The following is a 23256-nucleotide window of genomic DNA, read 5'->3' on the forward strand; positions in this document are numbered from 1 at the left end:
GTCAACGCCAGAAATGCATCAGTACCGCCAACAAGGCGATCAAACCGATGATCATTGCGAAGGCGTAGTGATAGAGGAAACCGGATTGCGTGCGACGCAGCAGATTTGCAGCCAGGTCGATCAGTCGGGCAGAACCATTGACGACGACACCGTCGACCACATGGGTATCGATGGCACGTGACGCCTTGCCAAGAGCCACGCCACCACCGGCGAAGCCATTGATCCAGAGCTTGTCGAAGCCGTACTTGTTTTCCAGCAGCCACACGACCGGCGCGAACGCCTTGCGCGACTTGGTCGCCAGTTCCGGCTTCCACAGGTAGAACAGCGCAGCCAGCAACAGGCCGGCGACCGTCAGGAAGAATGGTGCCGCCATCATGCCGTGCACCGCGAAGGCGACCGGGCCATGGAACTCCTCGGCCAGCGCGCCAACGGTGTCGCGCGCAGGATCGTAGAAGTCGACGATGCCGGTGAAGAACGACATTGCCTGCCCCTTCATCGCATGTGCGGCGTGGTGGCCCTGCCAGTCGGTGCCGAACAGCATCGGGCCGATGGTGAAGAAGCCGATCGCCACCGACGGGATTGCCAGCAGGATCAACGGCAGCGTCACCACCCACTTGGATTCGTGCGGCTCATGGGCACCATGGTGGCCGTGGCCGTGATCGTCGTGGCCATGCGTGTCGTGTGCATGTGCGTCGTGCGCATGGCTGTCGTGCGCGTGGACCTGCGCCTCGGCATCGGTATGCGCGCTGTCGTGGTGTGCATGGGCGTCGTGCGCATGGGCATCGCGGAAGCGCTCCTTGCCGTGGAAGGTCAGGAACAGCAGACGGAAGCTGTAGAAGCTGGTCACCAGCACGCCGCCGAGCACTGCCCAGTAACCATAGGTCGCGATCCAGCTATGCGACTCGTGGGCGTGGTGGGCCGCTGCCTCGATGATGGTGTCCTTGGAATAGAAGCCGGAGAAGAACGGCGTACCGACCAGCGCCAGGGTACCGATCACGCTGGTCCAGTAAGTCACCTTCATGTACTTGCGCAGGCCGCCCATCTTGCGCATGTCCTGCTCGTGGTGCATGCCGATGATGACCGAGCCGGCCGCCAGGAACAGCAGCGCCTTGAAGAAGGCATGCGTCATCAGGTGGAACACGGCCGCCGAATAGGCCGACACGCCCAGCGCCACGGTCATGTAGCCGAGCTGGGACAGCGTGGAATACGCAACCACGCGCTTGATGTCGTTCTGCACGATGCCGATCAGGCCGGTGAAGAAGGCCGTGGTTGCACCGATGAACAGGATGAAGTTCAACGCGGTTTCCGACAGTTCGAACAGCGGCGACATGCGCGCGACCATGAAGATGCCGGCGGTGACCATCGTGGCGGCATGGATCAGGGCCGAAATGGGCGTCGGGCCTTCCATGGAGTCGGGCAGCCACACGTGCAGCGGCACCTGCGCCGACTTGCCCATCGCGCCGATGAACAGGCAGATGCAGATCAGCGTCATCACGCTCCACTCGTGGCCTGCGAACAGCTGCACCTTGGCACCGGCCATGGTGGTCGCGTTGGCGAACACGGTGGAGTAGTCCAGCGAGCCGAACCACAGCAGCACACCGGCGATGCCGAGAATGAAGCCGAAGTCGCCCACGCGATTGACCAGGAACGCCTTCATGTTGGCGAACACCGCGGTCGGACGCTTGAACCAGAAACCGATCAACAGGTAGGACACCAGACCCACCGCTTCCCAGCCGAAGAACAGCTGCAGGAAGTTGTTGCTCATCACCAGCGTGAGCATGGAGAAGGTGAACAACGAGATGTAGCTGAAGAAGCGCTGGTAACCCGGGTCTTCTTCCATGTAGCCGATGGTGTAGATGTGCACCAGCAGCGACACGAAGGTCACCACCACCATCATCATCGCGGTCAGGCGATCGACCATGAAGCCCACATGGGCGGAGTAGTTACCGACATCGAAGAAGGTGTACAGGTTCTGGTTGAACGGGCTGGCGCCCTGCTCCACCAGTTGATACAGCGTCAGGCACGACAGCACGCAGCTGACCGCCACGCCCAGGATGGTGACGTACTGCGCGCCCTTGCGCCCTACCTGGCGACCGAACAGGCCGGCGATGATGCTGCCGACCAGCGGTGCAAGCACCACCGCAATCAACAGACTCTTGGAGAGAGTGATTTCCATCTACAGGTCAGCCCTTCAACGTATCGACTTCGGCCACATTGATCGTGCGGCGCGTGCGGAACAGAGTCACCAGGATCGCAAGGCCGATCGCAGCCTCCGCGGCGGCAACGGTCAGGATGAAGAACACGAACAACTGACCGGCGGGGTCGCCAAGCTCGCGCGAAAACGCAATGAAGTTGACGTTGACCGACAGCAGCATCAGCTCGATCGACATCAGCAACACGATGACGTTCTTGCGGTTGAGGAAGATGCCGGCCAGCGAGATGCAGAACAGCACCGCGCCCAGTCCAAGCAGGTGGCCCAAGGTAATCAAGACTTCGCCTCCTGTCCGTCGGTCGCATCGAGCGTCGGCGCGACCTGTACCGGCTTTTCAACCGCCATTTTGACCATGCGCAGACGGTCGCCCGCCTTCACCCGCGACTGCTCGCCAGCGTTCTGATGCTTGATGCCGGTGCGCTTGCGCAGGGTCAGCATCACGGCAGCCACCACGGCCACGGTCAGGATCACCGCGGCGAACTCGAACGGCAGCAGGAACTGGGTGTAGAGGGTCTTGGCCAGCCAGGTCAGGTTCGACACATCGGCTGCCTGCGCAGCGGCATTGTCGGCCGGGAACGGCGCGGCACTGCGTGCCTTGACGCCGATCAGGGTGACCATCTGCACCAGCATGGCAACCGCCACGATGACGCCGACCGGCATGTACTTGACCCAGCCTTCGCGCAGGCGGCTGGTGTCGATGTCCAGCATCATCACCACGAACAGGAACAGCACCATCACCGCGCCGACATAGACCAGCACCAGCGTCACGCCGAGGAACTCGGCGCCAACCAGCAACCAGATGCATGCCATCGAGAAGAAGGTGAGGATCAGGCACAACACGGCGTACACCGGGTTGCGCACGCTGATCACCGCACCGGCGGACACGACCGCGACGGCGGAGAAGGCGTAAAAAGCAATAGTGACCCAGTCCATCATGACCTCAACGGAAGGCGGCATCGGCAGCGCGACGCTCGGCGATCTCGGCTTCGAACCGGTCTCCGATGGCCAGCAGCTGCGGCTTGTTGACAATGTTCTCGCCACGCTTCTCGAAGTGGTACTCGAGGATGTGCGTCTCGACGATCGAGTCCACCGGGCAGCTTTCCTCACAGAAGCCGCAGAAGATGCACTTGAACAGGTCGATGTCGTAGCGCGTGGTGCGGCGTGAGCCGTCCTCGCGCTTGGCCGAGTCGATGGTGATCGCCAGCGCCGGGCACACCGCTTCGCACAGCTTGCAGGCGATGCAGCGCTCTTCGCCGTTGGGATAGCGACGCAGCGCGTGCAGGCCACGGAAGCGAGGCGACTGCGGGAACTTCTCCATTGGATACAGCACGGTGTACTTGGGCTTGAACGTGTATTTCAACGTCAGCCACAAGCCGCCTAGCAGTTCGAGCAGGAGCAGGCTCTTGAAGTAATGGGTGATCTTGTTCATCGGTTACACGCCCTTCTGGATCACGCCGTAAAACACCATCAACGCCGTCACTGCGATCCACACGATCGTGAGCGGAATGAACACCTTCCAGCCCAGACGCATGATCTGGTCGTAGCGGTAGCGCGGGAAGCTGGCACGGAACCAGATGTAGGCGCTGGCGAAGAAGAACACCTTCATCAGCAGCCATGGCCAACCACCCTTCCACAACCAGTCGATCCACGGCGAGATATCCGCGTTGACCCAACCCTGGATCGGGCTCAGCCAACCGCCGAGGAAGAAGATCGAGATCAGGAAGCTGACCAGGATCATGTTGGCGTACTCGGCCAGGAAGAACAGTGCGAACGCACCGCCCGAATACTCCACCATGTGGCCGGCAACGATTTCCGACTCACCTTCCACCACGTCGAACGGCGCACGGTTGGTTTCGGCAACGCCCGACACCCAGTACACGATGAACAACGGGAACAGCGGAATCAGGAACCAGTCGAAGAAGCCGGAGTTGCCGGCCTGCGCGAATACGATCTGGCTCAGGTTGACGCTACCGGAGGCAATCATCACGCCGACCAGCGCAAAACCCATCGCGATCTCGTAGCTGACCACCTGCGCGGCCGAGCGCATCGCGCCCAGGAACGCATACTTGGAGTTGGATGCCCAGCCGGCCAGGATGATGCCGTACACGCCCAGCGAGGTCATCGCCAGCAGGTAAAGCAGGCCGACGTTGGCATTGGACAGCACCAGCTGCGCATCGAACGGCACCACCGACCAGGCGGCGAAGGCCGGTGCCAGTGTCAGCAGCGGCGCGATGATGAACATCGCCTTGTGCGAGCTGCTCGGCTGCAGGATCTCCTTGAAGAGCAGCTTGAACACGTCGGCGAAGGCCTGGAAGATGCCCATGCCTACATACATCGGCCCGTGACGCACATGCATCCAGCCGATCAGCTTGCGCTCCCAGACCACGTAGAAGGCCACCGACACGATCACCGGCACGGCGATCAGCAGGATCTTCAATACGGTCCACAGCACGATGCCGCCATCGCCCAGGCCGACAAACCACTGGTGCAAGGGATCGACCAGGTTCAACAGCAATTCGTTCATGCAGCCACCACCGTTACACGACCGGCACCGAGCGGCGCGGTTGCGCCATGGCCGGATTCGATCCACACCGTGCCCGGTGCGACGCGCTTGTCCAGCACCACCGGCAACGTTGCCTTACCGGCATCGGTGCCGACCTTGACCATCTGACCGGCGCCGACCTGCAACTGCGCGGCCTGCTCCGGGTGCATCGCCACACACGGGGCGAGATTGAGCGGATGCGACTGCAGCGCAGCGGCGCGACGCACCACCGCATCGGTGCGATAGATCGCAGCGGTGGCGGCAACCTCCAGCCCGTCACCGCTAACAGCCGGCTGCGCCGAGGCAGCGGGACTGACGCGACGGTTCTGCATGCCGGCACGCAGGCCGACCAGATCGATGAATTCGAACCCGGCCAGACCCAGCTCGCCGCCAAGCGCACGCAATACGCGCCAACCCTCGCGCGCTTCGACCGGCAGGCGACCGGCGGCACGTGCGGTCTGCACGCGGCCATCCAGATTGGTCAGCGATGCGTCGATTTCCGGCAGTGCACCGATCGGCAGGATCACGTCGGCCACGTCGCGCGTCGAGGCGCAGGCGAACTGGCTGAACGCGACTACCTTGGCACCGGCCAGCGCGCTGCGTGCAGCGGCGGCATCGGCGAAATCCAGGCCCGGCTCGATGCCATACAACACATAGGCCTGACGCGGCTGCGCCAGCATGCCGGCGACATCGCGCGCGGTCGGCAACACACCTTGCGCAACCAGACCGACAGCGTTCGCACCCTGCGGGATCCGGCACAGCGAGGCACCGGTTGCAGCGGCGAAATCGCGTGCGGCAGCGCGCAACGAAGCAGCCTGCGGATGATTTTCAGCCAGTGCGCCGACCACGATCACCGCGCGCGTTGCGCCCTTGACCGCATCGCGCAATGCCGCATCGTCCAACGCACCGGCCAGCTGCGACGGCGCAACGACCGCACGGCTTGCCTGGGTGAAGGCGAAATCGAAATCGACCGGATTGACCGAATGGATCTTCGTCCCGTTCTGGATGCTGGCCTTGCGCAGGCGTGCATGCAGCAACGGCAACTCGTGACGCACGTTGGTGCCCAACAGCACCACCACATCGGCGTGCTCGATCTCGGCCAGCGGCGTGGCAAACGGCTCGGCCACCGCAGCGTCGGAAAAATCGCGATTGAGCAGGCGGTGATCCAGATTGCCGCTGTTCAAGCCTTCGGCAAGACGTGCGAGCAACGCGCCCTCCTCGTTGGAGGTGGACGGATGCACCAGCACACCGAGCTGATCGCCGGCGTTGTCACGCAGGATCTGCGTCGCGGCAGCCAGACCTTCGGCCCAGCTCACTTCGGTCCACTGCCCGTTGACCTTCTTCAGCGGCTTGACCGCGCGGTCTTCGGCGTACAGGCCCTGATGCGAATAACGGTCGCGGTCGGACAGCCAGCACTCGTTGACCGCCTCGTTCTCGCGCGGCACGGTGCGCAGCACTTCGCCGCGACGCACGTGCAGGAACAGGTTCGAGCCCATCGCATCGTGATAGCCGAGCGATTCGCGTGCCATCAGTTCCCACGGACGCGCACGGAACTGGAACACCTTGTTGGTCAGCGCGCCGACCGGGCACACGTCGATGACGTTGCCGGAGATCTCGGTGGTCAGCGGCTTGCCGTCGTAGGTGCCGATCTGCAGGTTTTCGCCGCGATACATGCCACCCAACTCGTAGGTGCCGGCGATGTCTGCAGTGAAACGCACGCAACGGGTGCACTGGATGCAGCGGGTCATTTCGGTGGCGACCAGCGGACCGATGTCCTCGTCCGGCACCACGCGCTTGCGTTCGTTGAAGCGGCTGACCGAACGGCCGTAGCCGAGCGAGACGTCCTGCAGCTCGCACTCGCCGCCTTGATCGCAGATCGGGCAGTCCAGCGGGTGATTGATCAGCAGGAATTCCATCACGCTGCGCTGGTACTTCAGCGCCTTTTCGCTACGCGTGGTGACCTTCATGCCGTCCATCACCGGCGTGGCGCAGGCAGGCGACGGCTTCGGGGATTTTTCGACGTCCACCAGGCACATGCGGCAGTTCGCGGCGATCGGCAGCTTCTCGTGGTAGCAGAAGCGCGGGATCGGGATGCCGGCCTTGTCGGCGGCCTGGATGATCATCGAGCCCTTCGGCACCACCAGCGACTGCCCGTCGATCTCGACGGTGACATGGTCCGGTGGCACGTTCGGGTTCACTGGTTGGGCGCTCATGCGGCCACTCCGACGTGCGTGTCGACGATCGAACGACCGTTGACGATGTAGTACTCGAACTCGTCCCAGAACTGGCGCAGGAAGCCCTGAATCGGCCACGCCGCCGCTTCGCCGAAGGCACAGATGGTGTGTCCTTCGATCTGGCCGGCAACCGTGCGCAGCTGGTGCAGATCTTCCATCGTGGCCTTGCCGGCGACGATGCGCTCCAGCACCCGATGCATCCAGCCGGTGCCTTCGCGGCACGGGGTGCACTGGCCGCAGGATTCCTTGTGGAAGAACTGCGAGATGCGGCAGGCAAAGCGTACGCAGCAGACGCTGTCATCCAGCACCACGATCGCGCCGGAACCCAGGCCGGTGCCCAGTGCACGCAAGGTGTCGTAGTCCATCTGCAGCCCGGCAACCTGGTCGGCCTTCAGCACCGGCATCGACACGCCGCCAGGCACCACGCCCTTGAGCTTGCGGCCCGGACGCAGGCCGCCGGCCATTTCCAGCAGTTCGTCGAAGGTGGTGCCGAGCGGCACTTCGAAATTGCCGCCCTTCTGCACGCAGCCGGACACCGAGAAGATCTTCGGGCCGCCGTTCTTGGTCTTGCTCAGCCCTAAGAACCACTCCGGGCCGTTGCGAATGATCGCCGGCACCGAGGCGTAGGTCTCGGTATTGTTGATGGTGGTCGGCTTGCCGTACAGGCCGAAGTTCGCCGGGAACGGCGGCTTGTAGCGCGGCTGGCCCTTCTTGCCTTCCAGCGATTCCATCAGCGCGGTTTCTTCGCCGCAGATGTAGGCGCCTGCACCCAGCGCACCGTAGATGTCGATATCCACGCCGCTGCCGAGAATGTTCTTGCCCAGCCAGCCGTTGGCATACGCATCGGCCAGCGCCAGCTCGAAGTTTTCGAACGGCTCATGGTGGAACTCGCCGCGCAGGTAGTTGTAGCCCACGGTCGAGCCGGTGGCGTAGCAGGCGATCGCCATGCCCTCCACCACCGAATGCGGGTTGTAACGCAGGATGTCGCGGTCCTTGCAGGTGCCCGGCTCGGATTCGTCCGAGTTGCACAGGATGTACTTCTGCATCGTGCCCTTGGGCATGAACGACCACTTCAGGCCGGTCGGGAAGCCCGCGCCGCCACGGCCGCGCAGGTTGGATGCCTTGACCATCTCGATGACGTCGGCCGGCGCGATCTTCTCTTCGAGGATCTTGCGCAGCGCGGCGTAGCCACCAGTCTTCAGATAGCTCTCGTACGACCACGGGGTGTCGTAGTGCAGCGTCGTGTAGACGACCTGATGCGGCAACGGCGCCGGACCGACCGGGCCTGAGGGTGCGTGATGATGTGCCATGTCTTACTCCAGCCCGTCCAGCAGCGCGTCGACCTTCTCTTTCGTCAGGTGCTCGTGGTAATGGCCATTGATGACCATCATCGGCGCCGCGGAGCAGGCCGCCAGGCACTCTTCTTCGCGCTTGAGGTAGACGCGGCCATCGGCCGTCGACTGCCCCAGCTTGCAACCCAGTTTCTTTTCCGCGTGCGCCAGCAGATCTTCGGCGCCATTGAGCCAGCAGCTGATGTTGGTGCAGAACGCCACGTTGTGGCGGCCGACCTTTTCGGTCTCGAACATCGAGTAGAAGCTGGCGACCTCATAGGCCCACACCGGCGGCAGGTCGAGATACTTGGCCACGCCCACGATCAGCTCGTCGGTCAGCCAGCCCTGGTTCTGCTCCTGCGCAGCATGCAGGCCCTGCAGCACGGCCGAACGCTTGCGATCGGGCGGGAACTTGCTCAACCAATGATCGATGTGCGCGCGCGTCTTGTCGCTCAGCACCACCTGCGGATCGACGTCGCGCGCCGCTTCGAAATTACCCGTCGCCTTCATCGGTCAACCTCACCGAAAACCAAATCGTAAGTACCGATCATCGCCACGACGTCGGCCAGCAGATAGCCACGCACCACCGCGTCCATGGACGACAGATGCGCAAAGCCCGGTGCGCGCAGGTGCACGCGGAACGGCTTGTTGGCGCCATCGGACATCAGGTAGCAGCCGAACTCGCCCTTGGGCGCTTCCACCGCGCAGTAGGTTTCGCCGGCTGGCACGCAGTAGCCTTCACTGAACAGCTTGAAGTGATGGATCAGCGCTTCCATGTCGTCCTTCATGCCTTCGCGGCTTGGCGGAGCGACCTTGAAATTGGTGACCATGACCGGGCCCGGATTGGCCTTCAGCCACTTCACGCACTGCTTGATGATGCGGTTGGATTCGCGCATCTCGGCCACGCGCACCAGATAGCGGTCATAGCAATCGCCGTTGGTGCCGACCGGCACGTCGAACTCCACCGCGTCGTACTTGGCGTAGGGCTGCTTCTTGCGCAGGTCCCACTCGATACCCGAGCCACGCAGCATCGGACCGGTCATGCCCCAGGCACGCGCCAGGTCGGGGCTGATGATGCCGACGTCGACGGTACGCTGCTTCCAGATCCGGTTGTCGGTCAGCAGCGTCTCGTACTCGTCCACACGCGACGGGAACGTATTGGTGAAATCCTCGAGGAAGTCCAGCATCGAGCCTTCGCGCGCTGCATTGAGCTTCTTCAGTGCCCCGCCCTTGTGCCAGCGGGATTCCTTGTACTTGGGCATGCGATCGGGCAGATCGCGATACACGCCACCGGGACGGTAGTAGGCAGCGTGCATGCGCGCGCCACTGACCGCCTCGTAGACGTCCATCAATTCTTCGCGCTCGCGGAACGCATACAGCATCACCGCCATCGCGCCCAGATCGAGCGCGTTGGACCCCACCCACATCAGGTGGTTCTTGATGCGGGTGATCTCGTCGAACATGGTGCGGATGTAGTGCGCGCGCTCGGGCACCTCGATCCCCATCAAGGATTCGATCGCACGCACATAGGCGTGCTCGTTGCACATCATCGACACGTAATCCAGTCGGTCCATGTACGGAACCGACTGGTTGAACGGCTTGGACTCGGCCAGCTTCTCGGTGCCACGGTGCAGCAGGCCGATATGCGGATCGGCACGCACCACGGTCTCGCCGTCCATTTCCAGGATCAGGCGCAGCACGCCGTGCGCCGCAGGATGCTGCGGGCCGAAGTTCATCGTGTAGTTGCGGATTTCCTGCTTGCTTTCGACAGGATTGCTCGCGAAGGCATCGGTTGCCTGGCGGAACTCACTCACTTGGCGGTCTCCGACTTGCCCACTTCACCAGCGGCAGTCTCATAACGGGCATCGTCGCGGATCACGCGCGGCACACCGACGCGCGGCTCGACCGAGGTCACCGGTTCGTACACGACACGCTTGCGCTCGTCGTCGTAACGCACTTCCACGTTGCCGATCAGCGGGAAATCCTTGCGGAACGGATGGCCGACAAATCCGTAGTCGGTCAGGATGCGGCGCAGGTCCGGGTGGCCGTCGAAGACGATGCCGAACAGGTCGAAGGCTTCGCGCTCGAACCAGTTCACGCCAGGCCAGATGTCGGTCAGCGATGCCACCACCGGCACCTGCTCGTCCGGTGCGTAGCAACGCACGCGCAGACGCTGGTTGTGCTGGTAGGAGATCAGCTGCGCCACCACCGCAAAACGCTGCTTGGGCATGTGCTGCGGACGGGCGCCGTCGGAACTTTCCTGGCTGGGAAATTCACCCCAGGCGAAACGGCCGACGGCCTTGCCTTCGACGCCGCGACTGAAGCCCTGCGACGACACGTCGGCGGTATCCCACTCGTCGCTGCCGTAGCCCAGGTAATCGACGCCGCACAGATCGCTCAGCTGCTCGAAACCGAGCTCGTCGCGCAGGGCCAGGCAGGTGGCGTGCCAATCGGCCGCAGCGACTTCCAGCGTCACTTCGCCGCGCGGCAATGCCACGGCGATCTGCGCACCGGCGAAACGTGCCGCAAGTCGGTCAGTGAAGGAGGATGCTTGCTCTGCCATGGGGGCTTGGCTGCTCTCAGTAGAAGAAGACGGGTGTCAGCGCGCGATGGTCTGGGTACGCCAGATCTTCTTCTGCAGCTGCAGGATGCCGTAAACCAGCGCCTCGGCGGTCGGCGGGCAACCGGGGACGTAGATGTCCACCGGCACGATGCGATCGCAACCGCGCACCACCGAATACGAATAATGATAGTAGCCGCCGCCATTGGCGCAGCTGCCCATCGAGATGACCCACTTCGGATCCGGCATCTGGTCGTAGACCTTGCGCAGCGCCGGGGCCATCTTGTTGACCAGCGTGCCGGCCACGATCATCACGTCGGACTGGCGCGGCGACGGACGGAACACCACGCCGTAGCGGTCCAAATCCAGGCGCGCCGCACCGGCATGCATCATCTCGACCGCGCAGCAGGCCAAACCGAAGGTCATCGGCCACATCGAGCCGGTGCGCGCCCAGTTCAGCAGCGCATCGACACTGGTGGTCACGTAGCCCTTCTCGAGCAGCGGGTTTTCGCCTTCCGGGCGCAGGATGTCTTCCACCCGGCCTTCCGGCATCGGGTTGGTCATCAGACGATCCAGGGTCTGAATCACTCCCATTCCAGCGCTCCCTTCTTCCACACGTAGATAAAGCCGAGGAACAACATGCCGACGAACAGGCCCATGGTGACCAGCGAACGTGCGCCGATCTCCATGAACACCTGTGTCCACGGCACGATGAAGATGATTTCCAGATCGAACACGATGAACTGGATCGCGATCAGGTAGTAGCGCACGTCGAACTTCATGCGCGCGTCTTCGAAGGCTTCGAAGCCGCACTCGTAAGGCGAGAGCTTGCGCGCATCCGGGGTACGCGGTGCGAGGAATCGACCGATCAGCATCAGCACGATGCCGATACCGGTGGCGACGATCAGAAACAGCAGACTCGGCAAATATTCGGCCAGCACAGCGATTCTCTCTTGCCTCTGCCCGCACGCGCCGCGTGCCGGCATGGGGTATAGGCAGACCCCGCGCGCGACAGGCAATGCGCAGGAACTGCAGCCAAACAATGGTGCCCAAGAGGGGACTCGAACCCCTACGACCTAAGTCGCTACCACCTCAAGGTAGTGCGTCTACCAATTCCGCCACCTGGGCATACGTTGCGCCGCTGGGCATCCCAGTGCGCAGCGTATTGTAACCGGCTTCAGCGTTTTTGTGCTGGTTCTGAAGCGTTTTCTTCGCGTGCCGCAGGCGCTTGCTGCGCCGGTGCGGACTGCGCAGGCGCCGTAGCTGGAGTTGCGGCAGGCGCCGGCTGCGACGGGGCGGTCGGAACTGCGCCGGCGGCCGGTGCCTGCGGCAACGGCTGAGTCAGCTCGCCCGCGGCGGCAGGCGCCGGGGTGGCCGACTGCGACATCACACCCAGGTTCTGGTCGGTGGGACGTGCGCCATGGGTGGCGTACCACGCCATGAACAGGCTGATGCTGAAGAACACCACCGCCAGCCACTTGGTCGACTTGGACAGGAAGTTCGACGCGCCCTGCGAGCCGAACACGGTGCCCGAGGCGCCGGCACCGAAGCCGGAACCAGCTGCCGCACCCGCACCGCGCTGCATCAGGATCAGCGCAATCATCGCCAGCGCGACCAGCACGTAGACCACATTGAGGATCAACATCAGCATTTCGAAATCCGTCCCCGGACAAAACTTAATGGGTTAACAAGCGGCCGCCGCACGGGCGATGGCCAGGAAATCCTCGGCGACCAGCGAGGCGCCTCCGACCAGCCCGCCATCGACGTCGGGCTGCGCAAACAGCTCGCCGGCGTTAACGGGCTTGACACTGCCCCCGTACAGGATGGGCAGAGAATCGGCGATTCTAGCATCCGCCTTCGCGACTTCGCCACGCAGGAAGGCATGGACGGCTTGCGCCTGCTCTGGGCTGGCGGTGCGACCGGTGCCGATGGCCCAGATCGGCTCGTAGGCAAGCACGGCACGGGCAAAGCCTGCGCTGCCCACCAGTGCCAGCACCGGTTCGAGCTGGGCGCGCAACACCGCTTCGGTCTGCTTGGCTTCGCGCTGTTCCAGCGACTCGCCCACGCACAGCACCGGGATCAGCCCGGCGTGCACGGCGGCGGCGAATTTGCGCGCCACCAGCTCGCTGCTCTCACGATGGTACTGACGCCGTTCGGAATGGCCGACCAGCCCGTATTCGGCGCCGACATCGACCAGCATGGTGGCCGAGACTTCACCGGTATAGGCGCCCTTCTCGTTACTGCTGACGTCCTGGGCACCGAAACACAGGTGGTGCTCCTCGAAATCCTCGATCAGATCGCCGAGGTAAGGCAGGGGCGGCAGGATGACGACATCGACACCCTCCAGGGGCATGTGCGCGGCGATCCGGGCCACCAGTTCGGTGGCGAAGGCGCGGCTGCCATGCAGCTTCCAATTTCCGGCAACGATCTTTCGACGCATCAGGCGCAGGTTCCTGAGTGGAAGACAGGCGACAGAATAGCCCATGCCCTGTCGGCAGCCGGCACACTTCTGTCCATTGCCTGTCTCCTCCCTCCTTCAACAGGAACCTGCCATGTCCGTTTCACCTGTCTTTGCATTGGTCACCGGCGCCTCCAGCGGCATCGGCCGCGAGATTGCGCGCGCTTACGCAAGGCGCGGCGTGCCGCTGATCCTGACCGCGCGCCGGGTGGATCGGCTGCAGGCGCTGGCCGAGGAGTTGCGGCCGTTGGTGCAGGTCGAAGTCCTGCCGGCCGATCTGGGCGATGCCGACGCGGCCGAAACACTGGTTGCGCGGATCCAGCGCAATGGCTGGACGGTGGGCACCCTGGTCAACAATGCCGGCTACGGCGTGCCGGACCGCTATCTGCGCAACGACTGGGCCACGCATGCACGCTTCCTGCAGGTGATGGTGGCCGCGGTATGCGAGCTAACCTGGCGGTTGTTGCCGATGATTCGTGCCAGCGGCCAGGGCCGCATCCTCAACGTGGCCTCGTTCGCCGCACTGACGCCGGGTGCCGATGGGCAGACGCTGTACGCGGCCAGCAAGAGTTTCCTGCTGCGCTTCAGCGAATCGCTGTCGCTGGAAAATGCCGACTGCGCGGTCAAGGTCTGCGCGCTGTGCCCCGGCTTTGCCTGGTCGGAATTTCACGATGTCACCGGCACCCGCGAGGCGATGTCCACCCTGCCCCGCTGGGCCTGGCTGCAAGCCGACGACGTGGCCGAGTACGGCATTGCCGCACTAGAACGTGGCCAGGTGCTGGCCGTGCCGGGCTGGCGCTATCGCCTGGTCAGTGCGGTGTTGCGCGTGTTGCCGCATGCGCTTGCATTGCGCGTGATGGCGCGCGGATCGCATCGGGTACGGCCGTTGCGGTGAGGCGGCTGCACATCCGCTGCGGCGTCGCGTCCAGCGCTACGCGCGGCCGGTGTGTGATGCCGTCAGTGATTGACGATGTCGCCATGCATGGCCGCCAGCCGTGCCAGCAACCGGTTCTGCGTGCGGCGTGGAATCCTGCGCTGATCCATCGCCCAGTTCAGGTCCTCCACCAGCGCGTTGAAGTCGCCTTCGCGAATGACCAGGTGCGCATGCGCCTGCTGCATCGACTTGGCGGTATCCGGGCACGGGCCATCGGCGACATGGCAGAACTTCTGCACCAGCCGCTCGTTGAGCATCACGATGTTGACGCGCGCGAAGGTGTCGACGATGCGTGGATCGTCGGCGATGCGCGACAGCATGGTTTCCACCAGCGCCTCGATGCCGGCCTGTCCGCCGAGTTCGTCATAGAGCGTGGGGCGCGGTTGCGTGGTGGCGCAGGCGCCCATCAGCGCCAGCACGCCCAGCAAGGACCAGCGCAGCCGTCGATTCATCAGAACGCCACCTGCAGGGAAAGATAGGGGCCGCGCTGGTCGGCGAGCGTGGCGATGTCGCCAAGCTCGGCCCATGCCGCGGTCAGGGACACATGCTTGCTGGGAAACCAGGCCACGAATCCATCGGCCCATGCCTGCTCGCGGGCGAAGCCGAGGTTATCGGGTTTGTCGCGGTACTCCATGCCGACCACCCATGCCGGCGACAGCACGACGGCGGCGCTGGCCTCGCCGACCAGCCGATAGCTGTTGCGACGATCGCCGCCGAAACCGAGCAAGCCGGTCTGATTGGCGCGGGTTGCGCGCAGCGTGCCGTTGAGCAGCAATTGGTAGCCGCCCGCGCCCTGCAGCAACAAACGGCTGGCGCTGACATACACATCGGTGCCGTGATCGTCGCGCGCGCCGATCGCCAGCGGCAGCGTGCCATCGCGCAGGCGTTTGTACTGCACGCCCACACTGACCTGTGGCGCATGCCCGTAGACCAGATCGCCACAGACCCGCAGCTTGGCGCCGAACACGTCCTGGCCGAGCGCATTCCATGGCAGGCCCAGCCGGTCCTGCAGGGTGCCCAGATCCAGCCGCTGCCGCGCCAGCGACAGTTCCAGCCGGTTGCCGACCGTCAGCGCGGCACCCTGCACGTCGAGCCGGTAATCGCCGCTGTCCACATGGGTGGCAAACAGGACGGTGCCGAGTTCGTCGCGGGTGCCGTAGCCCGACAGCGTGGCCCACGGCACGATGCCGCCCCCGCTGCTGCCTTCGATCATCGACACGCCGCCGGTGGCGAGCAGACGCCCATCACCCGCGATCACCGACGCGGGCGCGATGGCCAGCCCGGCCAGTGCCGCAGCCAGTAGCGTGCGCCGCCACCGGGTCATCGATGCACTCCTGCCTGCGCTGCCGGCGTCGTATCGAGTTGGCGCAGGCACCAGGCGACCAGCGGCACCTCTTCCAACGGCGGCGCGTACAGATAGCCTTGCACCATGTCGCAGCCGTAACCGCGCAGCAGTCCCAGGGACGTGGCGTTTTCCACGCCTTCGGCGATCACGCTCAAACCCAGGTTATGCCCGAGATCGATGGTGCTGCGCACGATGAACGCATCGTCCGTGCCTTCGGCCAGCTGCATGACGAAGCTCTTGTCGATCTTCAATTCGTCCACCGGCATGCGCTTGAGCTGCGCCAACGAGGAATAGCCGGTGCCGAAGTCGTCGATGGACAGCCGCACGCCGACGCTGCGCAGCTGATGCAGCATGTGCAGCGCGGATTCGACATCGCGCATCAAGGCGCTTTCGGTCAGCTCCAGCGTGACCGACTGCGCCGGCACCGCGTGATGCTCCAGACGGCCACGTACGTAATCCGGCAAGCCGGGGTCGGACAGGTCCAGCGCGGAAAGATTGATTGCCATGCCCAGCTCCAGGCCCTGCCGGCGCCACTGCGCCTGGCAGCGCAGCGCCTCGTCCAGCACGAAGCGGGTCAAGGGGTGGATCACGCCGGAGTGCTCGGCCAGTGGAATGAATTCGTCCGGGCCGATCGCCCCGAGCACCGGATGGTGCCAGCGCACCAGCACCTCCACCTGCTCGACGCGATCGTTGCGCAGGCAGATCTTGGGCTGAAAGCGCAAGGTCAGCTCGTTGCCACCGACGGCCTGGCGCAGATCGCCGGTCAGGCGCAGCCGGCGCAGATGCTGCTCGTCCTGGCCCAGGCGATACACGCTGGCACCGATGGTGCTGACATTGCCGCCCTGGCGACGGGCAATGTCGGCGCGCCGCAGCAAGGTGTCCGGGTCGGCGCCGTGTTCGGGGATCAGGGCGATGCCGATGCTGGCTTCCAGCTGGATGCGCGCCTGCGGCAGCGCCAGCGGGCGGCGCAGCTGCAGCAGCAAGCGCTGTGCATCCTGTTGCACGGTGGCGGCATCGGTCTGCGCCACCACCACCATGAACTCGTCGCTGCCCAGCCGCCCGACCAGATTGGGTTCCTGCACCACGTCGGCAAGACGGCGGCCCACCTCGACCAGGACCTGGTCGGCGAAATCGTGGCCCAGGCTGTCGTTGAGTTCCTTGAAGCGTTCCAGATCCAGGATCAGCACCGCGGCGGTGCCGCCGGACGCCACGGTCTGCTCCACCACGTCCTTCAGCCGCTCCAGCAAGCAGATGCGATTGGGCAGACCGGTCAAGGCATCGTGGCGCGCCTGATGCAGGATGTGCTGCTCGCGACTGGCAATCTGCTGCTGCATGCGCGCGAAGCTGTCGGCCAACTCGGCCAGTTCGCGCCCGGATGGTACTTCGACGGCGGTGTGGTAATCGCCGCGCTGGATGCGCCGTGCGGCCTGTACCAGCTGCGCGACCGGCCTGCTGACGCTGCGCGCCAGGAAGATCGCCACGCCCAGCGCCGCAGCCGTGGCCAGACCCGCCAGCAGCAGGATGCGCAACTTGAGCACGCGATAGGGCGCCACCGCGCGATCCAGCGAGGCCTGCAGCGCAACCCGCACATGGCTGTCGCCCTGGATCGACTGCAGTTTGACCAGGTAGCGCGACTGGGCCAGGGTCAAGGCGACCGCCGCGCCCTGCGCGCGTTCGGCGGTCGGCAACTGCTGCGCGAACTCTGCACGCGCGGCCGGCTCCAGGGTGGAGGCCAGCACGCGCACCGGCGGGCCATCGGTGAAGAAGGTCGCATCCAGCCCGGTGGTGGAACGGAAATCCTGCGCCAGGCCGTCGCCGGATTCATTACCGATCGCGATCCAGCCCACCCGGCTCGGTGCCAGCACCTGCACCACCGCCAGCCGCACGATGCGGTTGTCCAAGGCCACCACGCCGACCGCACGCCCATCGCGCTGCGCCTGCTGCAGCAGGGTCTGCACGGCGCGCAGCTGTTCGGCTTGCGGCAGGTCGGCGAGCCCGGTCAGAAACTCCCCGTCCGGGGACAACAGCAGCGCGGTCTGCGCCGACATGCGCGCAGCGTGATTGCGCAATGCCGATTGCATGGTCGGCACATCGCCACTGGCCACGGCCGCGCGAAAGCCGAAGTCGTCGGCCAGCACCGAGGCCGACTGCATCAGTTGCTCGTCGCGGCGCAGATTGATGCGTTGCCAGACGCGCTCGCCGATCTGCAGTTCTTCGCCCAGTTGCGCCTTGACGCTACGCTCGGTGGCGACCTGCACCGCAATGAAGGTCAGTGCCTGCGTGGCGAGCACGACCAGCACCAACAAGGCCGCGATCCGGGTATGCAGGCGCATGGCCTTCATGGCTTCGGCGTCTTCGGGTCGGCGCGACGGAACTTGTCCTGCAGCGCGCGCACGCGCGCATCCGGTGGCGCGACCACCGGCGCGGCGCCGGTGGTCTGCAGGGTCACGCGCCGTTGCATGGCCTGGCGCGCAAGTGCCACCGGCTCGGTGAGCGCGGCGCCCTTGATGCGCGGATGCCAGACCCGCAGCGTGTAGTTGCCTGCCGGCGCATCCAGCTGCACGCGGCCGTCGCTGCCGGTCTTGCCGAAATACGGCGTGTCCACCACCAGGATATAGCCCAGCATCCAGTCGTGGATATTGCAGCCCACCGTCACCAGACCGGCCTGGTCGAAGCGCACCGGTGCGGCGGTACTGCCCTGGAACAGCGGCAATTCGAAGCGCTTGGCGGGGGAGAACGAATAGACCTGATGGCGAATCTGGTCGTTGTTGGGAAACCGCACCAGGGTGCCGGTGCGCACCGCCAGCACGGCGGGCACGAACTGCGAATTGACCTGGTCCATCTCCACGGTCCGGGGCGCGCCGGCGGCAACCGGACGTGCCGGCTCCAGGCTCACCACCGCATCGACCAACATGCCGTTGGCATCGACGACGGTCACGCTGAGCGGCGTTGCCAATGCGCAGCTTGCGGCGCAGTACGCCAGCACCCCGCAAACCGGGCCGATCCGTTTGAACCACTGCATCCGCATGCGCCCCCCAAGCTAGTGCACTCAGCAGCGGGCGCCAGGCGAGTCCGACGTCGCGCTAGCGATCAGACTGGGTTATCGGCTCAGGTGAATGCAAGCTTTAATCGGACGCGAGCACACTTTCATGAATCAAACTGTGCCGGCGGTCATTGCCGATGCTGCAAGCGCAGCGATCGCCTGCGCGTCCTGGGCGCGAACGGCCTACTTCAACTTGATTTCGCGCAGACGCTCTTCCAGAAACCCGTGCGCGGTGATCGGCTCGGGATACCGGCTCGGATTGTCGGCGGTGATGCACGACGGCAGCACGTCGATCAGGAAATCCGGATTGGGATGCAGGAAGAACGGCACCGAATAGCGCGGCTTGCGTGCCTGTTCGCCCGGCGGATTGACCACGCGATGGATGGTGGACGGATACACGTGGTTGGTCAGGCGTTGCAGCATGTCGCCGATGTTGACCACGATGGTGTCGGCGTCGGCAGTGAACGGCACCCACTCGCCATCGTTGGAGCGCACTTCCAGCCCGGCCGCGCTGGCACCGACCAGCAAGGTGATGAAATTGATGTCGCCATGCGCGCCGGCACGCACGTTGGGAATGTCGTCGCTGGTGATCGGCGGGTAGTGGATCGGCCGCAGGATCGAGTTGCCGTTGTTGGTCTTGTCGACGAAATACTCCTGCGGCAGGCCGATATGCAGCGCCAATGCCGACAGCACGCGCGAGCCCAGGTGATCCAGCTGCTGGTACAGGCGATAGCCGCGCTCACGGAACCCGGGCACCTCTTCCGGCCACAGATTCGGCGCCATCACCGCGCGGTACGGCGAATCGTCCGGGATTTCGCGGCCGATATGCCAGAACTCCTTCAGATCGAAATGCTTGGAATCCTTGGCGGTTTCCACGCCGAACGCGGTATAGCCGCGCGCACCGCCGCTACCTTCCACGTGGTAGCGACGCTTGACCTCTTCGGGCAGCGCAAAGAACGCCTTGAACACCTCGTACGCCGCGTCGATGTCGGCCTGCGCGATGCCGTGGTTGCGGATGCCGGCAAAGCCCCACTGCCGATAGGCCGCGCCGAGCTCGGCGACGAAAGCGTCGCGGTCGCTGTCGAAACGGGTGATGTCCAGGGTCGGGATGCGGGCGCTCATACGGATATCTGCAGTTGAAGTCGGGAGGTCGAAAGGAAGGCCTGCCGCTCAGGACAGCAGGCGATACAACAGGTAGAACGTCGCGGCCTTGGCAAAGACCACGCACACAGCAATGATCAGCGACTCACGCCGCGTCACGCACGGCCCCGGAGAGACGGTCGAGCGTGTCCTGCATCAGGCCGGCGTCGTCGGCTTCCACGGTCACGCGCACCACCGGCTCGGTGCCGGACGGACGCAGGAACGCACGTCCCCGGCCGTGCACGGCGGCCTGCGCCTGCTGCAGTGCCTGCTGAACGCCGGCGGCCTCCACGATCGCCTTGGCCGCACCGCCATCCAGCCGCACGTTGACGGTCTTCTGCGGCACCTTGCTCAGGCTGCTCAGGGCCTGGCGCAGGTTCTGCCCATCGCGGCCAAGGGCCTCGAGCACCTGCAGCGCACTGACGATGCCATCGCCGGTGGTGGCGCGATCCAGGCACAGCAGATGGCCGGAGGTTTCGCCACCCAGCGTGCCGCCGCCTTCGACCAGCGCCTGGTGCACATAGCGGTCGCCGACCTTGGCGCGCTGGAACGGGATGTTCCGTGCAGCCAGCGCCTGTTCCAGGCCGTAGTTGGTCATCAGCGTGCCGACCACGGTGCCGGTGAGCCGGCCGCTGGCCTGCCAGGAGCGCGCGAGCACGTAGAGCAGGTCGTCGCCATCGACCGGGTTGCCCTGGTCGTCGGCCATCAGCACGCGATCGCCATCACCGTCGAAGGCGATACCAAGTTGCGCACCGCTCTCGCGTACCTTGGCGGCGAGGTTGTCGATATGGGTGGAGCCGACACCGGCATTGATATTGAGCCCGTCCGGTGCGGCACCGATGACGACCACGTCCGCACCCAGCTCGCGGAACAGCATCGGCGCAATGTGATAGGTCGCCCCGTGCGCGCAGTCCAGCACCATCTTCAGGCCGTGCAGGGTGAACCCGCGCGCCACGCTGGCCTTGCAGAATTCGATGTAACGGCCGATCGCATCGCGGGTGCGGATCGCCTTGCCCAGGCGCTCCGACTCCACGGTGTGGAACGGCTCGTCCAGCGCGGCCTCGATCGCCGCTTCGGTGGCGTCGTCGAGCTTCTCGCCTTCGGCGGAGAAGAACTTGATGCCGTTGTCGTAATGCGGATTGTGCGAGGCGCTGATCACCACGCCGGCATCGGCGCGCAGCGTGTTGGTCAGAAAGGCGATGGCCGGGGTCGGCATCGGGCCGATCAGCTGCACGTCGGCGCCGGCGGCGACCAGGCCGGCTTCCAATGCGGCTTCGAACATGTAACCGGAAATCCGCGTGTCCTTGCCGATCAGCACCAGCGGACGCTTGCTGCGGCCCTGGGTCAGCACCCGACCGAGCGCATTGCCCAGCCGCAGCACGAAATCGGCCGAGATCACGCCCTGCCCGACCCGGCCACGGATGCCGTCGGTTCCAAAATACTTGCGACTGCTCATGCGTTGCGGTGTTCCTGCCTACGGGTGGACGCACGCGCAGCGGCGCGTGCGACGGTGTCGCGCCAGCGCGCGGCCACTGGCCTCATGCGGCCGCGTCCTGCGGATGCGGCTGACGCATCATCATCGCGGTCAGATCGGCGATGCGGTCGCGCATGTCGCGGCGGTCGCAGATCTGGTCGATGGCACCGTGGTCGAGCAGGAACTCCGACCGCTGGAAGCCTTCCGGCAAGGTCTCGCGCACGGTCTGCTCGATCACGCGCGGGCCGGCGAAGCCGATCAACGCATGCGGCTCGGCAATATTGATGTCGCCCAGCATCGCAAACGAGGCCGACACGCCACCGGTGGTGGGATGGGTCAGCACCGAGATGTACGGCAGGCCGGCTTCCCGCAGGCGCCCGAGTGCGGCGGAGGTCTTGGCCATCTGCATCAGCGAGAACAGGCCTTCCTGCATGCGCGCGCCGCCGCTGGCGGAGAAGCACACGAACGGGCAGCCGACTTCCAGCGCCACTTCGGCCGCACGCGCGAAGCGCTCGCCGACCACCGAGCCCATCGAGCCGCCCATGAAGGCGAAGTCGAATGCGGCGGCGACCAGCGGGTTGCCCTTGAGCGTGCCGCGCATGGCGATCAGCGCGTCGTACTCGCCGCTGCTCTTCTGGCTGGCCTTGATGCGCTCGCCATAGCGCTTCTGGTCCTTGAACTTGAGCACGTCGACCGGGCCCAGCTGGGCGGCGATCTCGGTGGTCGCGGTGTCGGGATCGAACAGCGAGTTCAGGCGCGCACGCGCGCGGATCGCCATGTGGTGGTCGCACTTCGGACACACCTCGAGGTTCTCCTCGAGCTCGGGGCCGTACAGCGCGCTGCCGCAGTTGCTGCACTTCTCCCACAGCCCCTCGGGGACGCTGCGCTTCTTGGCCGGGGTGTTCTCGGTGCGGATGCCGGAGGGCATCAATTTGCTGAGCCAGCTCATGCGTGTATGACAATCCATGCAGGGCGGCCATGTGGGCCGCAGAGGGGCGACAGTCTAACGCGCTGCGGGAAAGCCGAGGTAGCGCGCAGGCTAAATGCGGGCCCGGGTGGCCCGGCCCGCGCTTGCCGCGCGGCCGCTCCAAGGCTGGCGTGCCGGTGGCGCGCCAGCTGTGCCCTTCCCGCCCGAAGGCGCAGAGAGGCTGTGGTGTCAGGCCTGGTCGAGCGCCTGCCGCAGCGGGGCCAGGAAAGCCTCGGCGCGTTCGCGGGCACTGCGGACATCGGTGGCTTCGGCCAGCGCGGCGACCAGCGCGCTGCCGACCACCACGCCGTCGGCGTCGACGGCCATGGCGGCGGCGCTGGCGGCGTCCTTGATGCCGAAACCGGCCACCACCGGGGCGCCGGCACGGCGGCGCAGCTGGCGCAGGCGGTCGCTGGCGGCATGGGTGTCGAGCAGGTTCGAGGCGCCGGTGACGCCAGCGAAGCTGACGTAGTACAGATAGCCCTGGGCGCTGCTGCACAGCATGTCCAGGCGCTGCTCGCTGGTGGTCGGCGACGCCAGTGCAATCAGCGCCAGGCCGACCTCGGTGAAGATCGCGCGGGTCTCGTCCGCCTCTTCGGGCGGCAGATCGACAAGGAGCAGGCCATCCACGCCGGCAGCGACGGCGGCTTCGGCGAAGCGCCGGGTGCCGTGGATCTCGATCGGGTTGAGGTAGCCCATCAGCACCACCGGCGTGGTGGCGTCCTCACGGCGGAACTCGTGCACCGCTTCCAGCACATAGGCCAGGCCGGCACCACGGCCCAGCGCGCGCTCGGAGCTGCGCTGGATGGTGGGGCCGTCGGCCATCGGGTCGGAAAACGGCACGCCGAGTTCGATGACATCGGCACCGGCGCGCACCAGCGCATGCATCACCGGCACGGTGGCTTCCAGCGACGGATCGCCGGCGGTGATGAAGGGGATGAGCGCCTTGCGGCCATCGGCACGCAGACGCTGGAAGGTTTCGTCGATACGACGCATTGAAAGACCTTGCAATTGTT

Annotated in this window: 23 protein-coding genes and 1 tRNA gene; 1 reads left to right on the forward strand and 23 read right to left on the reverse strand. The window is 65.2% G+C overall.

Annotated elements, in window-relative coordinates; translation table 11 throughout:
• Position 1: 1 nt before the first annotated feature.
• The 15 genes from nuoL to tpiA form a co-directional block, all read right to left on the reverse strand.
• Positions 2–2176: an NADH-quinone oxidoreductase subunit L gene (nuoL, locus tag EO141_RS09040; RefSeq protein ID WP_127169011.1), complete on the reverse strand. Its 2175-nt coding sequence runs from the start codon at positions 2174–2176 to the stop codon at positions 2–4.
• Between the two features lie 7 nt (positions 2177–2183).
• The gene (gene nuoK, locus EO141_RS09045; protein WP_006450557.1) at positions 2184–2489 is read right to left on the reverse strand and encodes an NADH-quinone oxidoreductase subunit NuoK; all 306 of its coding nucleotides are present in this window, start codon (positions 2487–2489) and stop codon (positions 2184–2186) included.
• Positions 2486–3148 (reverse strand): NADH-quinone oxidoreductase subunit J, encoded by a 663-nt coding sequence (locus EO141_RS09050; protein WP_180497024.1) that lies wholly within the window; start codon positions 3146–3148, stop codon positions 2486–2488. The genes nuoK and EO141_RS09050 overlap by 4 nt, the downstream gene beginning before the upstream one ends.
• Positions 3149–3152: 4 nt before the next feature.
• Entirely contained in the window at positions 3153–3641 is a 489-nt protein-coding gene (gene nuoI, locus EO141_RS09055; RefSeq protein ID WP_102584828.1) for an NADH-quinone oxidoreductase subunit NuoI, read from the reverse strand.
• A 3-nt stretch (positions 3642–3644) separates the two neighbouring features.
• Positions 3645–4736 carry an NADH-quinone oxidoreductase subunit NuoH gene (gene nuoH, locus EO141_RS09060; RefSeq protein WP_104581965.1) on the reverse strand — a complete coding sequence of 364 codons (1092 nt, stop codon included), beginning with the start codon at positions 4734–4736 and terminating at the stop codon, positions 3645–3647.
• Positions 4733–6967, reverse strand: coding sequence for an NADH-quinone oxidoreductase subunit NuoG (gene nuoG, locus EO141_RS09065; protein WP_127169012.1), 2235 nt, complete (start codon positions 6965–6967; stop codon positions 4733–4735). Before nuoG ends, nuoH begins: the two co-directional genes overlap by 4 nt.
• Positions 6964–8298: an NADH-quinone oxidoreductase subunit NuoF gene (gene nuoF / locus EO141_RS09070; protein WP_024937978.1), complete on the reverse strand. Its 1335-nt coding sequence runs from the start codon at positions 8296–8298 to the stop codon at positions 6964–6966. The genes nuoG and nuoF overlap by 4 nt, the downstream gene beginning before the upstream one ends.
• A gap of 3 nt (positions 8299–8301) precedes the next feature.
• Positions 8302–8829 carry an NADH-quinone oxidoreductase subunit NuoE gene (gene nuoE / locus EO141_RS09075; protein ID WP_016902996.1) on the reverse strand — a complete coding sequence of 176 codons (528 nt, stop codon included), beginning with the start codon at positions 8827–8829 and terminating at the stop codon, positions 8302–8304.
• Positions 8826–10133, reverse strand: coding sequence for an NADH-quinone oxidoreductase subunit D (locus EO141_RS09080; RefSeq protein WP_016902995.1), 1308 nt, complete (start codon positions 10131–10133; stop codon positions 8826–8828). Before EO141_RS09080 ends, nuoE begins: the two co-directional genes overlap by 4 nt.
• Entirely contained in the window at positions 10130–10882 is a 753-nt protein-coding gene (locus EO141_RS09085; protein WP_104581963.1) for an NADH-quinone oxidoreductase subunit C, read from the reverse strand. The genes EO141_RS09080 and EO141_RS09085 overlap by 4 nt, the downstream gene beginning before the upstream one ends.
• A 36-nt stretch (positions 10883–10918) precedes the next feature.
• Complete coding sequence (locus tag EO141_RS09090; protein ID WP_016944318.1) at positions 10919–11473, reverse strand: NADH-quinone oxidoreductase subunit B; 555 nt, start codon at positions 11471–11473, stop codon at positions 10919–10921.
• The gene (locus tag EO141_RS09095; RefSeq protein ID WP_010371162.1) at positions 11464–11820 is read right to left on the reverse strand and encodes an NADH-quinone oxidoreductase subunit A; all 357 of its coding nucleotides are present in this window, start codon (positions 11818–11820) and stop codon (positions 11464–11466) included. Before EO141_RS09095 ends, EO141_RS09090 begins: the two co-directional genes overlap by 10 nt.
• A 102-nt stretch (positions 11821–11922) precedes the next feature.
• Positions 11923–12007, reverse strand: a tRNA-Leu gene (locus tag EO141_RS09100).
• Between the two features lie 49 nt (positions 12008–12056).
• Entirely contained in the window at positions 12057–12530 is a 474-nt protein-coding gene (secG, locus tag EO141_RS09105; RefSeq protein WP_115677534.1) for a preprotein translocase subunit SecG, read from the reverse strand.
• Positions 12531–12563: 33 nt separating this feature from the next.
• Entirely contained in the window at positions 12564–13319 is a 756-nt protein-coding gene (tpiA, locus tag EO141_RS09110; RefSeq protein WP_127169013.1) for a triose-phosphate isomerase, read from the reverse strand.
• Positions 13320–13431: 112 nt separating this feature from the next.
• Here tpiA and EO141_RS09115 point away from each other — a divergent pair, with 112 nt between their 5' ends.
• On the forward strand, positions 13432–14232 hold the full coding sequence (locus EO141_RS09115) for an SDR family oxidoreductase (RefSeq protein WP_115677536.1): 801 nt from the start codon (positions 13432–13434) through the stop codon (positions 14230–14232).
• A gap of 62 nt (positions 14233–14294) precedes the next feature.
• Here the strand turns inward: EO141_RS09115 and EO141_RS09120 are convergent, their stop codons facing one another.
• The 8 genes from EO141_RS09120 to trpA all read right to left on the reverse strand — a co-directional run bounded on the left by EO141_RS09120 (position 14295) and on the right by trpA (position 23236).
• Positions 14295–14723, reverse strand: a complete 429-nt coding sequence (locus EO141_RS09120) for a group 1 truncated hemoglobin (RefSeq protein ID WP_104648014.1) — start codon at positions 14721–14723, stop codon at positions 14295–14297.
• Positions 14723–15595, reverse strand: a complete 873-nt coding sequence (locus EO141_RS09125) for a DUF3034 family protein (protein WP_127169014.1) — start codon at positions 15593–15595, stop codon at positions 14723–14725. Before EO141_RS09125 ends, EO141_RS09120 begins: the two co-directional genes overlap by 1 nt.
• Positions 15592–17958, reverse strand: coding sequence for an EAL domain-containing protein (locus tag EO141_RS09130; protein ID WP_127169015.1), 2367 nt, complete (start codon positions 17956–17958; stop codon positions 15592–15594). Before EO141_RS09130 ends, EO141_RS09125 begins: the two co-directional genes overlap by 4 nt.
• Positions 17955–18638 carry a methylamine utilization protein gene (locus tag EO141_RS09135; protein WP_104648017.1) on the reverse strand — a complete coding sequence of 228 codons (684 nt, stop codon included), beginning with the start codon at positions 18636–18638 and terminating at the stop codon, positions 17955–17957. The genes EO141_RS09130 and EO141_RS09135 overlap by 4 nt, the downstream gene beginning before the upstream one ends.
• Before the next feature lie 204 nt (positions 18639–18842).
• Positions 18843–19781 (reverse strand): 2-oxoglutarate and iron-dependent oxygenase domain-containing protein, encoded by a 939-nt coding sequence (locus tag EO141_RS09140; RefSeq protein ID WP_104581955.1) that lies wholly within the window; start codon positions 19779–19781, stop codon positions 18843–18845.
• 124 nt (positions 19782–19905) lie between these two features.
• Complete coding sequence (gene glmM / locus EO141_RS09145) at positions 19906–21255, reverse strand: phosphoglucosamine mutase (RefSeq protein ID WP_126943955.1); 1350 nt, start codon at positions 21253–21255, stop codon at positions 19906–19908.
• Between the two features lie 82 nt (positions 21256–21337).
• On the reverse strand, positions 21338–22222 hold the full coding sequence (accD, locus tag EO141_RS09150) for an acetyl-CoA carboxylase, carboxyltransferase subunit beta (RefSeq protein WP_046343350.1): 885 nt from the start codon (positions 22220–22222) through the stop codon (positions 21338–21340).
• A 207-nt stretch (positions 22223–22429) separates the two neighbouring features.
• Positions 22430–23236 (reverse strand): tryptophan synthase subunit alpha, encoded by an 807-nt coding sequence (trpA, locus tag EO141_RS09155; RefSeq protein ID WP_104581953.1) that lies wholly within the window; start codon positions 23234–23236, stop codon positions 22430–22432.
• Positions 23237–23256: the final 20 nt, after the last annotated feature.

Origin of the sequence: Xanthomonas sp. BRIP62415 (genome assembly GCF_003993515.1) — a bacterium.
Lineage (GTDB): Bacteria > Pseudomonadota > Gammaproteobacteria > Xanthomonadales > Xanthomonadaceae > Xanthomonas > Xanthomonas euroxanthea.